This is a genomic window from Chryseobacterium metallicongregator, from assembly GCF_031324065.1.
GTDB classification, from domain to species: Bacteria; Bacteroidota; Bacteroidia; order Flavobacteriales; family Weeksellaceae; genus Chryseobacterium; species Chryseobacterium metallicongregator.
On sequence record NZ_JAVIXS010000016.1, the window covers coordinates 120,915 to 137,081 of the forward strand.

Sequence of the window (16,167 nt, forward strand, 5' to 3'; positions counted from 1 at the left end):
GAAATTTCTTTTTTTATATTTTTAAGCATACTAACAACCGATGAAAAAGAATTATTTGCTGTTATTGCCATTTACGATTACCCTATTACAGGCACAAAATTCACAACTCTATTACTCTGGTAAATTTTTAACAACTAAAGATAAGGAGCAGAATTTTTTAAAGGTTTATAATAAAAACAGCGGTATTTATGAACTAACTGATGAGGAAGGATTTGCTATTATTGCGGCTAAACCTTATGATACCCTTGTATGGAATCAAGGGAAAAATACCCATGTTATTTCTTCTTATGAACTCAGAGAATTAAAAGCGATTCTGGAAAATCAGACAGGAAGTAAAAGTGTTGAAAATATTTACAGTAAAGCCTATGACAGTCTTGTTTCAAAGGAAATTAAAGACGATTTCAGTATTGAAAAAACTAAAAACCTCCTAAGTAAAAGATCTCACTCATATTTTGATAAAATAAGAAAATTAAAACAAAAGAACGATAGTGTTTATGTTTTAAAAAGGATCAATGAGACAACATTACTCTTTAACGGAAGCTTTACCACATCTTTTGATATTAAAAGCAGGAATGCTGTTCCGGAGACTCAAAATAAGTATGTTCAGGGAAGATCAGAAAACGGAAATCTTGTTTGGAAAGGCCCTGAAACGAATGAAATGTTCAGTTTTGGACCAGATATATCAACTCTTGGATTTAATGGATTACCTTATGAGTACGACCAGAATGGAAAACTGATTCCGTGGGTTAATGCGCTTCAGCGTGCGCAAAGATACGATAACAACCTTTTTAAAACTACGGTAGGTTATAATAACCAGTTGAATGTAAATGCTTTTATAAAACAGGGGAACAATGAAAAACTTCGTCTTTCACTGAATCTGGGACAGCAAAAGAACCAGATGTATTTTATTGATCAGTTTGATATTACCAATACCCTTAAAGCAAAACTTAACGCAGATTTGGGTAGATATTACATTAATCTAGCTTTCAATTATGAAGAAAATAGAGCAACCAATACCAATAGAATAGGTTTGTTCAACAGAGCTTACCAAAACTCATTGTTAACGCCGGTTTCTTTTTCAAATGAACAAAATACTTTGCTGAATAATGGCTCACAGAGAAGCTACAGCAAATATGCAGACAATCCTTCATTCCTTTTTGAGCAGGATAGCAAATACCATTTTAAGAATCAGGACAGGCAGTTGAGTCTTAATGTAGCGAGAGACTGGAATAACTTTAAACTGAATATCACTCAGGCCTATGAAAATATTACTATCTGGAATCAGGACCAATATAAACCTTCTACTTATGGTTTCCTCAGCGGTGTATCGAATGAAAGGATTCAAAACAACAGCTCTTATCATTCCAATATACAGGGCTCTTATTCATTGGGAGACTATGACTTTAGAAATACTTTCAGTCTGAATTTTATTTTAAATGATAAAAAATCCGACATTTATAACAGCCTGACTCATCAAAAATATCTCTATCAGAGAACTTCACAGGATCATATTTTTAATTATAATATGAATATCCGCGATTATGATTTTGAAGCAGGTTTTAATCTTGGGAATTCATTTTATATCTCCAATACTTCCCTTAAAAATAATTATTGGCTTCCAAAGGCTAACTTTTATTTGACGTTCAATGGGATCTTCAATTGGTATAATTACAATTTTAAATTATTGGGAAGCTACACACAATTAAGCTCCGAGCCGGAAATTACAAGATCCTATGCTTCGTATTCTACTACTTTGCTGAATGCAGAAAATTACAATCAATATTTTCCGGTACAGGAAGTGGAAAGCTTCAGAGGTTTATCCAATATCAATACTAGAGAATGGAAAATTGGAACCAGGCTGAATCTTGGGTATAAAATGAGTGTAGAAGGAGAGTATTTTAATAAAAAAAATAAAGATGATATATTTCCTGTTTTTGAAAACAATCAGCTGATATTAAAGAATATAGCAGATCATACGTACAGCGGGTATGAATTCAATTTTGCTTACGAAAAGTTGCAGCTTGGATATGATTTGTATATCACCAATAAAATTTCATTCTTTAAATACAAAGATATTGTAGACCGCATGGCTCCCGGATATCAGAACCATGCTGTTTCAGGATTCAAAGATATTTATAAAACACTATCAGAAGGACAGGTTTTGGGGGCTGTGATGGGAAGTTACTTTGAAAGAAATGCAGCCGGACAATTGATCATTGATGAGTTTGGATTTCCTAAAAAAGCAGACGGAATGAAAATTATTGCAGATCCTACACCGGATTTTGTGATGAAATTCAACCACAGTTTTGCCTATAAAAATTGGTCCTTAGATATCAATTGGGAATGGAAAAAAGGGGGCCACCTCTGGAACGGAACACAGGCTGTTCTCGATTACTACGGTCGTTCTTATGGCTCGGGAGAAGAAAGGAATATCAAAAATTATATTTTCGAAGGCGTACAGGCCAATGGAACTGTCAACCAGATTCCTGTTGATTTCTATGATCCTGGCCGGAATGTTCTGGAAAACAGATGGTCGAAGTACGGTTATTTAGGGGTGGCTGAAAATTATGTTCAAAAGGCAGATTATATAAGAATCAACAATATATCACTTTCCTCAGATTTCCCGATTAACCATAATAAACAGACTCTCAGACTGACTTTTTATGTAAATAATATTATGCTTTGGCAGGCCAATAAAGGCGTAGATCCTAATCAGAATTTCTACGATTTGAGTAATGGAAGAGGACTGGATTTTTTTAATCTTCCTTCCTTTAAAACATTTGGCTGTATTGTTTCTCTTAAATTTTAACTCATGAATCTCAAGTTTATATCACCCTATATCATCCTGCTGTGCTTATTATTTTCAGGCTTTTCTGTGAAGGGGCAGCAACCATTTCAGGATTTTGAAAAAGAAAAGACCTACATTCAGACCAATCATGTTTTTTATAAACCTGGGGAGCACATGTATTTTAAAATATATGTTGTTAAAGGAAACAATAATTTACCAGTCGAAGAAAGCAGAGTCGTAAATTTTGAAATAACAGATCCTGCAGGAAGTGTTGTGAGAAAATTAAAATACGAAATTACCAATGGATATGCCCGGGGAGACTTCTATTTTGCTGAAGACATGAAGGGTGGCATCTATAAAATCAGAGCTTTTACCAACTGGATGCAGAATGAAGAAGGCAAAAATGTATTTGAGAAAGAAATTACCCTTCAGAAAATAGTATCACCAAGGATTTTAGTGAAGCTTGATTTTCCTAAAAAAGGATATGGCCCGGGAGATGAGGTAAGTGCCTATTTTTCAATGAGAAGTCTTAGCAATCTTCCGATTCCTTTTTATGAAGCGGATTACACAGTAATGCACAACGGAGAAACCATTTCAGAAGGAAAACTTATTACCGATAAAGAAGGTAAAAAACTGTTGAGATTTAAGCTTCCTGAGATCTTGGAATCCTCTGATGCTCTTTTGAATATCAAAGTGAATTTTGACGGGTTTACCGAATCCATTTCCAGAAATATTCCTATTGTTCTGAATAATCTGGATGTGAAATTCTTACCGGAAGGCGGAACTTTTATCAATGGAATAGAACAGAATATCGCTTTTAAAATTCTGGATGAGTTTGAAAAACCTGTAGATGCTGTTCTGGCAGTTTACAATCAGAATCACGAAAAAATAAAAGAAATTTCAGCCTACAATTTCGGAATGGGAAGCTTCCGGTTTAGCCCTAAAATAGGAGAAAATTATTATGCGAAAGTTGTAAAGCCGGAAAATATTACCCAGACTTTTAATCTCCCCGTAGCAAAAAATGAAGGACTGGTTTTGAATATTCAGAATGAAAATAAAAACCTGAATTTTACCATTTTTTCTACCCAGGAAAAAACAATTACCCTGCTGGGAAGTTTCCGCGGAAAAGAAGTTTACAGCAAAATCATTTCGCTGAAAAAAGGAATGAATTCTTTGGAAATTGCAGAAAAGGATTTCCCCACAGGAATCTGCAGGTTTACCGTTCTGGAAAACAGTATGCTGCTTGCAGAACGGATTGTTTTTGCCAATAAAGTAAACCAGCTGAATATAAAAGTTACTCCTGTAAAGAAACATTATCTGCCGAGAGAAAAAGTAATGCTGAATATTGAAACTACAGATGAAAATAATAAACCCGTTCCCGCTAATCTTGGAATAAGTGTAGTAGATGATAAGCTATGGACATATGCTGATGATAAGCAGAATCATATTATTTCCTGGCTTTTGATGGAGTCTGAGCTCAAAGGGAAAATTGAAAAACCTCAGTTTTATTTCGATAAAAAAGAAGAAAAAGCAGATAAAAGCTTAGATCTTGTGATGCTGACAAACGGTTATCGATATTTTGAACCTATTCCGGAAATTCTGAAGACCAATAAATACAAATACCTTCCTGAAAAGAAAAACACAATCTATGGCGTGGTAGAAGATGAAAACAAAAAGCCGGTGAAAGCAGATGTTTTTCTTTTGGATACAGATAATAAAAAAATTCTCAAGCAGACTGTTGCAGAAAATGGAAAGTTCTATTTTTCGGATTTAAATGCTGATTATTCATACAAAATTATTGCAAAATCTTTTCAGCCCAAACATCAGTTGAAAATCAGAATTCTGTCTTATAATCTGGATATTAATCCTTTAGTAAAACAGAAATTGACCAACATAGACGTAGAAGAAATTGTAAAGGAAGCTGAAAGAAAAGAAGAAGTAAAAACAGAAAATAAAAACAAAACCAGTCAGTTAAATCCCCCACGAAGATCAAAAACTGATACAATCAGAAGGAATGCAAGTATTGAAGAAGTAGTTGTGCTGGGGTACAGTGTAAAGAAAGATCAATTAGCGGTTGCTTCTACAACAGTAGCTTCTTCTATGGAAATGCAGAATGCCAGTGTAACTTCTCTGTTGAGTGGAAAAGTTGCCGGAGTAGTGGTAACAAACACCGGACAGCCGGGAGCAGGAGAACAGATCAATATTAGAGGAACAGCCTCCATGACCAATAAGAACCCTCTATTCATTGTGGATGGTATTCCTGTCGAAAACTTTAATACGACGATCAATCCAAATGATATCAGCAGTATTACCGTTTTGAAAGATGCTGCTGCTACTGCTATTTATGGAAGCAGAGCTGTGAATGGAGTAGTGGTCGTCAACTCATCCAAAAATAGAAAATCAGAAATAAGTTTTGATATTACTCCGAAATCTTATCTCGCCATACAAGCCTTGCCTTATGGAAAACTTATCTCATATGCCGGGGCAAGAGAATTTGTTTATCCTGAATATAAAACAACCAATACCTCTTACCGTTTTGATTACAGAGAAGCGCTTTACTGGAATCCGGTAGTAGAGACGGATAAAAATGGGAAGGCAAAAGTAGAGTTTTATAATTCAGATGCCAATTCCACTTTCAGAATTATGACAGAAGGAATTGCTGCATCAGGACTTGTAGGGAGAGATGAAACAACGTATGCTGCCCAGAGTTTGATTTCAATAGATGCCAAAATTCCACAATATCTGACAAGAACAGATCAGATGATAATTCCTGTGGTAATTAAAAATAATTCTCCTGAAACGCGCAAAATGACCATGGATGTAATTGTTCCGAACCATGTAAAACTCATCAGTTCCGATAGTCTTATCACTCTGAAGCCATTGGAATCAGGAAGATTATTTGTAAGAATACAGACCGATGAGATAGTGAATTCCAATATTCAATTTACCATAAGATCCGGAGATTTCAGAGAAACAATGATTCTTCCGTTTAAAGTTGAAGAAAAAGGATTTCCCCATCAGTTTTCCATTATCAATAACAAAACAGAAGAGATAAAAATCAATATTCCAGAGTATATCAATGGAAGCTTATTTTCCTCATATTATGTGTTTGAAAGCACTGCTTTGCAATTGTTTGACAATCTGGCACAATTGAAGAAAGAGCCTTACGGATGCTTTGAACAGCTTTCATCAACGGTGTATCCTAATATTTTTATTCTGGATTATTTGAAATCAAGTAAAAAAATAAATACAGCAACAGAGAATGAAGTCATTAAAAATATGAAAAAAGGCTTCCAGAAAATGTTGAGCTATAAAAATAAAGATGGAGGATTCGGGTATTTCAACAGCGAGGAATCGGATGTGTCACTTTCAGCGTTTGCATTATTAGAATTTACCGAATTAAAGAAGTATGTAAATCCGGACGCTAAGCTTATCCATGGGCTCTCCACATTTATTCTGTCGAAAAAGAATGCAAACGGATTATTCGAAGTTAGAAAGCCTTATGAATCCAAAAAAGATTTTTCTGAATTTTCCTGGTCTAGAAATATGTATGTTGTATATGCTCTGTCCAAACTTGGGTTTAAAAATGAAATTGAAGATTCCTTTCAGGTAACGCTCAAAAGAGCTTTAGTTACAAAAGATTCTTATCAGCTGGCTTTGCTTGCCAATGCTGCGGCTCACTTAGGAAAACAAAAGGAATATGATAACCTGATGCAGATGCTGAACCAGCAGTATGAAACGAAGAATATAAAATCTAAAATCACTTTTACAGGTTCATGGGGAATGTCTGCGGATGCAGAAACACTTTCATTATATATAATGGCGCTTCAGAAAGATGAGAAGTTCAATGAGTTGAAAATTGCTGAAGTAGCTGATCAACTTATTGGTCTCAATGGATATTACGGATTCGGTTCTACACAGGCCACAACACTGGCAATACAGGCATTATCTGATTTTTTCTCTAAAAATGGAAAATTGTACGGAACTGAAAAACCTGATATCAGGATTAATAATGCAAAAGTCTCACCTATGATAAGTGCTTCATCAGCATTTAAAGCCGGAGAAAATACTATTAATGTTCACTATCCAAATAAAAATGGACTTCCATATAAGTTTGAATATCAATATTATACATTGCAAGCTCCGGAAAGCAAAGATATTCCTATTACCATGGAGACAAAATTAAAATCCGGAATATCTAAAGTAGGGGAGACTAAGAGAATGACCATTACCGTAAAAAACAAAATAAACGGAGAGCTGCCAATGACCATAGCAAAAATTGGTGTACCAGCAGGACTGACTCTGCAAAATGCCTTACTGAAAGATATGGTTGATAAAAAACAGGTTTCTTACTATGAGGTTTTTGATAACTATCTGGTTTTATATTGGGAACATTTTAATGACGAGGAAACAAAAACCGTTAATCTTGACCTTAAAGTAGAATTTGCAGGAACTTACACAGGAAAATCAAGTAATGTTTATCTCTATTATATGCCGGAAGCAAAATATTGGAGCCAAGGGATTACAACCAGTATTGAACCTTAATTTTTATAAGTTAAAACAGGTATTCTAAGGAGATCTGTTTTAATTTTAAAATTAATTTTCAAAAATTATTGAAAATTCAAAAAATATAATTACATTTGTTACAGAAATTAAAAACGGAAACAAGATGCAACTTTCAGAAGCAAAAGAAAAATACATTCAGACCTGGGGAACCTTTGCTACCAATTGGGGAATCAACCGTACGATGGCACAGGTGCATGCATTGCTTCTGGCGAGCGGAAAACCTCTTTCTACTGATGAAGTCATGGAACAGCTGGAAATTTCAAGAGGAAATGCCAATATGAATCTCCGTGCTCTGATAGACTGGGGAATCGTGAAAAAAGAATTTGTAAAAGGCGACCGTAAAGAATATTTCGTAGCAGAAAAAGATGTCTGGTATCTGTTCAAACAAATTACAAAAGAAAGAAGAAAAAGAGAGATTGAACCAGTCATTTCCTTTCTTGAAGAATTAAAAAATATTGAGGATAAAGATTCAGAAGAAGCACAGGAATTTATCAAGCTGATGAATGATTTCAGTTCTGTAACCGGAAAAATCAACAACATCATGGATCTGGCGATAAAAAGTGATGACCACTGGCTGGTAGGGAAGATTACCAATCTGTTGAAATAAAGAACAAAAGAGGATGAAAATCCTTTTTTATTTCAATCTAATTTTCAAAAATTACTGAAAATATAAAACTTATAATATCATGAAGAATTTTTTAAAACGTTATCTCTATTTAAGTCTCTTTCTGACTATTGTTTTAATTGTTGCCGTATGGTTTTTTCTTGTTGCCAAAGGTGAATATGGAGTGACAATGTTCCTCACCATTCCGGTTTCTATTGGATTTATCATCGGATATGTAAAGTATTTTAAAAAAATTGGATTAATGAATGTTCTGAAGACTATCTTAAAAATAGTTTTAGGATTAGTCATTTTCTCTCTGATTTTAATAGGAGCTGGTGTAGAAGGAGCTATTTGCATTATTATGGCTATTCCATTTATTGGCTTTGCGATGTTCGTGGGCTTCAATATTGGTTTTATCATAGGAGTATTTGACGAAAAACGGCATGCCGGAAGTGTTATAGTATTTATTCTTTTTATCAATCCTGCATCTTATATTTTCGATACCTATACAAAACCTATTGAGGAAACTATTACAACAGAAATGATTGTGAATTCTTCCAATGAAAAAGTTTGGAAACTTTTAAATACACAAATCAATTTTGATACTCCTGATTTTATACTGTTTGAAAAAGGAGTCAGTTATCCAAAGAATATAAAACTTGTTAATGACAACGGAAAATTGGGCTATAGCTGTCAGACCAATAATGATGAATTACAACTTAATATCAATGAATTTATTGAAAATAAAAAAGTGAAATTCTTTTTGGAAAATCAGACTGTTCCAATGAAAGAAATAACACCTTATCAAAATATTGATGCTAAGCATTTGCACGATTATTTTATTGTGAAATATGGCGAAATTACTTTAGATAAGCTATCAGAAAATAGAACAAAGATCATTGCAAAAACAAAATACAGTTACAAAATTGCCCCCACCTGGTATTGGAAAAATTGGTCCGGCTATATCATTGATAAAATGCAAAACCATGTATTACAATCTATAAAAACACAATCTGAAAATGAATGATCTGCAAAAATATTTTGACAACCTGCAACCCAGGTATTATGTTAATGAAATTGCATCTTTAGGGTTTACCAGACTGTTTAGGAAAATGGCTGTTCAAAAGGTGAAAAGCTACGGGGATAAAAGAGTTTTGGACTTGATGAGCGGGCAGGGAGAAAATTTAGAATTTATACAGGCACACAATGATAATACAGAAATTGTAGCACTGGATTTCTCATCAGCAATGCATATGAAACTGGCTGCAACATTCAAAAACAAATTGTCAATACAACAGATCCGGAACGATTTTTTCGAAAGCCAGATTCCCGATCATTCTATGGATATTATCCTTTGCTCTTACGGGACAAAGACGATAGAAGAAGATCAGAAACGGATTTTTGCAGATAGACTTTCAAATATCATTGATGAGAAGGGCGAAATTATCATCGTAGAATTTGTAAAACCTAAAACAAAGTGGAGGTTCAATTGTGTGAAATGGTATATAGAGGTTCTTGTGACAAAGGTTTTTGGGAATGAATTTGGAAAATTGTTCCATTATATCAATAAAAATGAAAGCCTGGAAGATCTTAAATATCAGTTTATCAAAAACGGACTCTCCATTATATCGCACAAAAGATATCTGGATTTGGTTGAAATTCTTCATGTGAAAAGAAACTAGTTTTTTATTTGAACCCATATTTCAAAAATTACTGAAAATTTTAAATGAATAATAATTATGAGAAATTTAATCATTCACTTATTCCTGATTATTTATTTCAGACGAAAAGGATCACTTTAAACTATAAAATTTTAAACCTTAAAAAAATGTCAACCATCTATTTAAATACAGTCATCAAAGCAGATATTCACTATGTTTTTGATCTGGCAAGAAATATTGATCTGCATCAGCAGTCCACCTCAAAATCTCATGAAAAAGCCATTGCAGGACGTACTTCAGGACTGATTGAAGAAAATGAAACCGTAACCTGGCGGGCAAAACATCTGGGAGTATATCAAAACCTCACTACAAAAATTGTCAGCATGGAAAAACCGTTTCAGTTTATTGATGTCATGCAGAAAGGAGCTTTCAAGTCCATGCGCCACCATCATATTTTTAAATCTGTAAACGGAAATACCCTGATGACAGATATTTTTGAATTTGAATCTCCGCTGGGCATCATTGGAAAGCTATTTAATGCTGTTTTTCTAAGAACGTATCTCAAAAACTTTCTGATTCAAAGAAATGAAATGATCAAAACCATTGCAGAATCTTCTGTCCGTGACGGAATTGCGATTTTTTAACCTAAAAAACATAGTTATGAACTTTTTAAAAGCAGAATGGCGAAAACTGGCCATCATCAATTACGAGATTAATCCTGAAATTTTGCAGCCCTATCTTCCAAAAGGAACAGAGCTTGATTTTTATAAAGGCAAATGTTATGTAAGCCTGGTTGGATTTATGTTTTTAAATACCAGACTACTGGGAGTTCCTATTCCTTTTCACCGAAACTTTGAAGAAGTGAATCTAAGGTTTTATGTAAAGAAAAAAGAAAATGGAATCTGGAAAAGAGGAGTCGTGTTTATTAAAGAAATTGTTCCAAAGCCTGCACTAAGCCTGGTCGCTAATTCTATTTACAAAGAAAATTATCATACCATGCCTATGAAAAATCAGATTGAAAAAAGAGAAGATGAACTGCTGATCCGATATTCATGGAAAGATAAAAGCTGGCATTCTATTCAGATTATGGCTGAAAATACAGCGAAACCAATGGAGGAAAACTCAGAATTTGAATTTATTACAGAACATTATTTTGGCTTTACAAAAAAGGAAAATACAACCTCAGAATACGAAGTCTGCCATCCAAAATGGGAATGCTATACTGTAAAAGAATATCAATTAGAAGTAGATTTTCAAAAGATTTATGGAAATAATTTCGAAGACCTGAACCATCAGAAACCTGTTTCCGTAATGCTTGCCGAAGGCTCAGAAATTCAGGTCAAAACCAAAAAATACATTCATTAAAAAGAATAAGATTAAAGAACATCTTTCTCTCTCCAGGATCATCTGTGCAAATTAGTGAAATCTGTGGGCAAACCATAAACTTTGAACTTTGAACCCAAAACATTAAATCTCAAACCATGAAAATAATCATAGCCGGAGGCTCCGGATTTCTCGGTGAAAACCTGGAAAAATACTTTACAACAAAAGGAAATCAGGTCTACATTCTTACCCGCAATCCTCAACGTAAAAATGAAATCTATTGGAATGCCCAAACAATAAGTGAATGGAAAAATAACCTTGAAAAAGCAGATGTTCTCATCAACCTGACAGGGAAGTCTGTAGATTGCCGCTATCATGAGAAAAATAAACAGGAAATCTATTCCTCAAGAATCAACAGTACAAGAATATTACAGAAAGCAGTAGATCAATGTTCTCATAAACCAAAAGTATGGCTGAATGCCAGTTCTGCAACCATTTATGTTCACTCTGAAAAGAACTTAAACACAGAAGAAAACGGAATTGTGGGAGACGACTTTTCTATGAATATCTGCAAAAGCTGGGAAGAAGAATTTTTTGCAGGTAAAAATGAAGAAATACGAAAAGTTGCCCTTCGAACTTCCATTGTTCTTGGAAATAATGGCGGTGCTTTTCCGAAGCTGAAAATGATTACAAAACTGGGCTTAGGTGGAAAGCAGGGAAGAGGAAATCAGATGGTAAGCTGGGTTCATATCGAAGATTTCTGTAGAGCAGTGGATTGGATTATTCAGGATGAGAATCTTTCAGGAACAGTGAATATAACTGCTCCGACTCCTCTTTCCAATCAAAGCATGATGAGAAAACTAAGACATAAAACAAAAGTTCCTTTTGGACTCAATGCTCCCGTCTGGCAGCTGGAAATAGCCTCCATATTCCTGAATACGGAAACGGAATTATTATTAAAAAGCAGAAACGTCTATCCGGAAAAACTTATAAAAAGTGGATTTAAGTTTTCATATTCTACATTTGATAAAGCGATTCTTAATCTCTTGGAATCCTAATGTTTGCGGGTTTCCTAAAGGATAATTAAATTAGCGGAAAACTATTCCATATGCTGGTTATATCCAAAATAAAACCCTTTTTTCTTTCATTCCTTTTTATAAGTTCAATTGCTTTTTCACAAGCTCATAATGTATCAGAAGGTTATCAGAAGCCTACAGACCCTTTGGTTGTCCAGAATCTGGAGCAGTGGCAGGATATGAAATTCGGACTGTTTATGCATTGGGGAACCTACAGCCAGTGGGGGATTGTTGAGAGCTGGAGCTTATGCCCGGAAGATGAATCATGGACACAGCGAAAACCAGAATACGGAAAATCTTACTACCAATATGTGAAGAATTACGAAAATCTTCAGACAACTTTCAATCCAACTCAGTTCAATCCTCAGAAATGGGCTGAAGCAGTAAAAAAGGCTGGAATGAAATATGTAGTTTTTACAACCAAGCATCATGATGGTTTTGCTATGTTTGATACCCGCCAGTCGGATTATAAAATCACTTCTCCTAAAACTCCTTTTTCAAAAAATCCAAAATCCGATGTGACGAAAGAGATTTTCAATACATTCAGAAAAGAAGGATTTAAAATTGGTGCTTATTATTCAAAACCTGATTGGCATTCCGATGATTATTGGTGGTCTTATTTTCCACCCAAAGACAGAAATGTCAATTATGATCCAAAGAAATATCCTGAAAGATGGGAGAAATTTAAAAAATTCACTTTCAATCAGCTGAACGAAATTACTTCCAATTATGGGAAAGTTGATATTCTTTGGCTGGATGGCGGCTGGGTACGTCCTTTTCACACTATAGACCCCAAAGTAGAATGGCAGCGCACCATCAAAGTAGAGCAGGATATCGATATGGATAAAATAGGAACAATGGCCAGAAAAAATCAGCCAGGGATTATTATTGTCGATCGTACTGTTTCCGGAAAATGGGAAAACTATGTAACTCCTGAGCAGGCAGTTCCGGAACATGCTCTTTCCATTCCCTGGGAAAGCTGCATCACAATGGGAGATTCCTTTTCCTATGTTCCTAATGACAACTATAAAACCTCTCAAAAGATCATTGAAACTCTTGTGAAAATCATTTCAAGAGGAGGAAATTACCTTATGAATATTGCGCCCGGACCTAACGGAGATTATGATCCGATAGTTTATGAAAGGTTACAGCAGATTTCCAATTGGATGGAGAAAAATCAGTCTGCGGTTTTTGCAACAAGAAGCATTGCGCCTTATCACGACGGAAATTTTTATTATACGCAAAGCAAAAATCATAAGACGGTAAATGTTTTCCATCTGGATGAACAATCAGAATATAAAGCTCCTTCAAAACTTACTTTTTCCCTTCCGGAAAATTTTAAACCCAAATCTTTGAAAATATTAGGTATTTCTTCAAAAATTCAATGGAAAAAATCAGGGAATTCAATTGAAATTAATTTGCCGAAAGAAAGAGATCAGTTAAAATATTCAACCGTAATTCAAATCGTTCAATAATGAGATGTATTTATTTTAAACTTACCGGAGCCGCATTATTGTTGAATGTTGTGATTACATTTGCTCAGAAACCATTATATAAAGATTCAAAACAACCCATTGAAACCAGAGTTCAGGATCTGCTGAAGAGAATGACACCAGAAGAAAAATTCTGGCAGTGCTTTATGATTCCCGGAGATCTGGATCATGTTCCGCAAGGACAATATTCCCATGGGATTTTCGGATTACAGGTAAGTGCAGGAAATCAGGGCGGTGGTGCAGCGGGACAGCTATTGAAGTATAATGCCAGTGAAGACGCAGAAAGATTGGTTAAAAAAATCAATGCCATTCAGAAATATTTCGTGGAAGAATCAAGATTGGGAATTCCTATTATTCCTTTTGATGAAGCTTTACATGGATTGGTTAGGGAAGGTGCTACTGCTTTTCCGCAGGCAATCGGTCTGGCAGCTACTTTTAATCCGGAATTAATGACCAAGGTTTCAATAGCTATTGCAAGAGAATCAAAACTGAGGGGAATTCGTCAAATCCTGACCCCGGTAGTCAACCTGGCCAATGATGTAAGATGGGGAAGAACAGAGGAAACCTATGGTGAAGACCCCTTTTTAACTTCTGTAATGGGAGTAAGCTTTGTCAGTTCATTTGAAAACCAGGGAATCATTACCACACCTAAACACTTTTTAGCCAATGTAGGAGAAGGAGGAAGAGACTCATATCCGATCCATTGGAGCAGAAGATATCTGGAAGAAACTCATTTAATTCCTTTTCACAATGCTTTTACAAAAGGAAAAAGCCGTTCTGTAATGACTTCTTATAATTTGCTAGATGGAAGATCTTCAACTGCAAACCATTGGCTGTTAACGGAAAAATTAAAAAAAGGATGGAATTTCAAAGGCTTTGTTATCAGTGATGCAAGTGCGGTTGGTGGAGCAAATGTGCTGCATTTTACAGCAAAAGATTATGATGATGCCTCTGCACAGGCAATGAATGCAGGTCTTGATGTTATTTTTCAGACAGAATATAAACATTATCAGCTCTTCATTCCTCCGTTTTTGGATGGAAGGATTTCAAAAGAAAGAATAGACGACGCTGTATCCAGAGTGTTGAGAGCCAAATTTGAGCTTGGGCTATTTGAAACCCCCTATGTTTCTGCTAAGGAAATTGAAGATTTAAAAAAGCTTACTCACAAACCTTTGGCAGAAAAAGCAGCGGCAGAGTCTTTTGTATTACTTCAGAACAATAGTCAGACACTTCCTGTTCCAGGGAATGTTAAAAAGATTCTTGTAGTGGGAACAGATGCTGTGGATGCAAGATTAGGAGGGTATTCAGGGCCTGGAAACAAAAAAGTAAATATCCTGGATGGCCTTAAAAATTATGTGAAAAATACAGACACTGAAGTTATCTATTCAAAAGGAATTGATTGGAATGTAAAAGACTTTGCCACTATTTCAAATGAATATTTATCCTCCGAAAACAAAAAAGGATTAACGGGAAACTATTTTTCTAATACGGATTTAAAAGGCAATCCCGCTTTCGGAAAACAGGATGAACAAGTCAATTTCAAATGGACTTTATATTCTCCTGATCCGGAAAAATTGCAGCCTGACAATTATAGTATTCGATGGACCGGAAAACTGGAAGCTCCAAGCTCCGGCAAATTTGAAGTAGGCTTGCGTGGGAATGATGGCTTTAGGTTATACCTGGGTGGGAAATTAGTCATTGATCAATGGGAAAAGCTGAGTTATTCTACAAAAACAGTTGATGTGGACTTCGTAAAAGGGAAAAAATATGATATTAAGATTGAATTCCATGAAAATCGAGGTGAAGCTAATCTGGAATTGATCTGGAACTATGGCTTGCACCATTATCAGAAAGGTTTTAAAGAAGCTTTGGATCTTGCTCAGAAAGCAGATTACATTATCATTACTGCTGGAATTCATGAAGGCGAATTTCAGGACAGATCATCACTAAGTTTGCCTGGAAATCAGGAAGCGTTTATTCATGAGGTTTCTAAACTGAAGAAACCTGTAACTGTGGTTCTGATAGGTGGCTCTGCTATAAAAACAACAGCGTGGAAAGACGAGGTAGGAGCCATCTTGGACATTTGGTATCCGGGAGAAGAAGGCGGAAATGCTGTGGCAAAAACACTTTTCGGGGCAGAGAATCCATCAGGTAAACTGCCTGTCACTTTTCCGGTTCAGGAAGGTCAGTTGCCTTTAACTTATAATCATCATCCAACAGGAAGAGGAAATGATTATCATGATCTGAGTGGAGAACCATTATATCCGTTTGGCTTCGGACTCAGTTATACCTCTTTTGAAATTTCTGAGCTGCAATTGAGCAAAACTCAGTATTCGGAAAATGAAACCATTGTAGCTAAAGTCAACGTGAAAAATACAGGTTCAAAAACCGGAAGTGAAGTCGTTCAGCTCTATGTAAAAGATGTATTGGCTTCAGTTTCAAGACCCGTTATTGAGCTCAAAGGATTTCAGAAAATAGCATTGCAGCCCGGAGAATCAAAATCTGTTACCATTGAAGTTCCCATAAAATACTTACAGTTTCTGAATGAAAAAATGGAATGGACTGTAGAAAAAGGAACCTACAGGATCATGGTTGGAAACTCATCCAAAAACCTTCCTTTAAAACAGAATATTGAAGTTTTATAAAGTAAAAAAGA

10 protein-coding genes are annotated in these 16,167 nt (G+C 35.2%); all 10 read left to right on the forward strand.

The genetic code is table 11. The features are described 5' to 3' along the window. Positions 1-40 precede the first annotated feature (40 nt). The 10 genes from REB14_RS17180 (at position 41) to REB14_RS17225 (ending at position 16,156) form a co-directional block, all read left to right on the forward strand. A complete protein-coding gene (locus REB14_RS17180; RefSeq protein ID WP_309522805.1) occupies positions 41-2,809 on the forward strand; it encodes a hypothetical protein in 2,769 nt (922 codons plus the stop codon). 3 nt (positions 2,810-2,812) lie between these two features. Next, positions 2,813-7,333 carry a TonB-dependent receptor plug domain-containing protein gene (locus REB14_RS17185; RefSeq protein WP_309522806.1) on the forward strand — a complete coding sequence of 1,507 codons (4,521 nt, stop codon included), beginning with the start codon at positions 2,813-2,815 and terminating at the stop codon, positions 7,331-7,333. Positions 7,334-7,457: 124 nt separating this feature from the next. Next, positions 7,458-7,961, forward strand: a complete 504-nt coding sequence (locus tag REB14_RS17190; RefSeq protein WP_034696386.1) for a GbsR/MarR family transcriptional regulator — start codon at positions 7,458-7,460, stop codon at positions 7,959-7,961. 79 nt (positions 7,962-8,040) lie between these two features. Further along, on the forward strand, positions 8,041-8,985 hold the full coding sequence (locus REB14_RS17195; protein WP_309522807.1) for a hypothetical protein: 945 nt from the start codon (positions 8,041-8,043) through the stop codon (positions 8,983-8,985). Continuing rightward, positions 8,978-9,640, forward strand: coding sequence for a class I SAM-dependent methyltransferase (locus tag REB14_RS17200; RefSeq protein WP_309522808.1), 663 nt, complete (start codon positions 8,978-8,980; stop codon positions 9,638-9,640). The genes REB14_RS17195 and REB14_RS17200 overlap by 8 nt, the downstream gene beginning before the upstream one ends. A 146-nt stretch (positions 9,641-9,786) precedes the next feature. Beyond that, entirely contained in the window at positions 9,787-10,263 is a 477-nt protein-coding gene (locus REB14_RS17205; protein ID WP_309522809.1) for an SRPBCC family protein, read from the forward strand. Positions 10,264-10,279: 16 nt separating this feature from the next. Then, the gene (locus REB14_RS17210) at positions 10,280-10,984 is read left to right on the forward strand and encodes a YqjF family protein (protein ID WP_079242387.1); all 705 of its coding nucleotides are present in this window, start codon (positions 10,280-10,282) and stop codon (positions 10,982-10,984) included. 116 nt (positions 10,985-11,100) lie between these two features. Continuing rightward, the gene (locus REB14_RS17215) at positions 11,101-12,000 is read left to right on the forward strand and encodes a TIGR01777 family oxidoreductase (RefSeq protein ID WP_309522810.1); all 900 of its coding nucleotides are present in this window, start codon (positions 11,101-11,103) and stop codon (positions 11,998-12,000) included. A 50-nt stretch (positions 12,001-12,050) separates the two neighbouring features. Next, positions 12,051-13,493, forward strand: a complete 1,443-nt coding sequence (locus tag REB14_RS17220; protein ID WP_309522811.1) for an alpha-L-fucosidase — start codon at positions 12,051-12,053, stop codon at positions 13,491-13,493. Next, positions 13,493-16,156 carry a beta-glucosidase gene (locus REB14_RS17225; RefSeq protein ID WP_309522812.1) on the forward strand — a complete coding sequence of 888 codons (2,664 nt, stop codon included), beginning with the start codon at positions 13,493-13,495 and terminating at the stop codon, positions 16,154-16,156. The genes REB14_RS17220 and REB14_RS17225 overlap by 1 nt, the downstream gene beginning before the upstream one ends. The last annotated feature ends 11 nt before the right edge of the window (positions 16,157-16,167 follow it).

Coding starts and splice junctions, on each gene's coding strand:
- REB14_RS17200 (WP_309522808.1), top strand. CDS start 8,978: ATGAATGATCTGCAAAAATATTTTGACAACCTGCAACCCAGGTATTAT.
- REB14_RS17215 (WP_309522810.1), top strand. CDS start 11,101: ATGAAAATAATCATAGCCGGAGGCTCCGGATTTCTCGGTGAAAACCTG.
- REB14_RS17195 (WP_309522807.1), top strand. CDS start 8,041: ATGAAGAATTTTTTAAAACGTTATCTCTATTTAAGTCTCTTTCTGACT.
- REB14_RS17210 (WP_079242387.1), top strand. CDS start 10,280: ATGAACTTTTTAAAAGCAGAATGGCGAAAACTGGCCATCATCAATTAC.
- REB14_RS17225 (WP_309522812.1), top strand. CDS start 13,493: ATGAGATGTATTTATTTTAAACTTACCGGAGCCGCATTATTGTTGAAT.
- REB14_RS17185 (WP_309522806.1), top strand. CDS start 2,813: ATGAATCTCAAGTTTATATCACCCTATATCATCCTGCTGTGCTTATTA.
- REB14_RS17205 (WP_309522809.1), top strand. CDS start 9,787: ATGTCAACCATCTATTTAAATACAGTCATCAAAGCAGATATTCACTAT.
- REB14_RS17190 (WP_034696386.1), top strand. CDS start 7,458: ATGCAACTTTCAGAAGCAAAAGAAAAATACATTCAGACCTGGGGAACC.
- REB14_RS17180 (WP_309522805.1), top strand. CDS start 41: ATGAAAAAGAATTATTTGCTGTTATTGCCATTTACGATTACCCTATTA.
- REB14_RS17220 (WP_309522811.1), top strand. CDS start 12,051: ATGCTGGTTATATCCAAAATAAAACCCTTTTTTCTTTCATTCCTTTTT.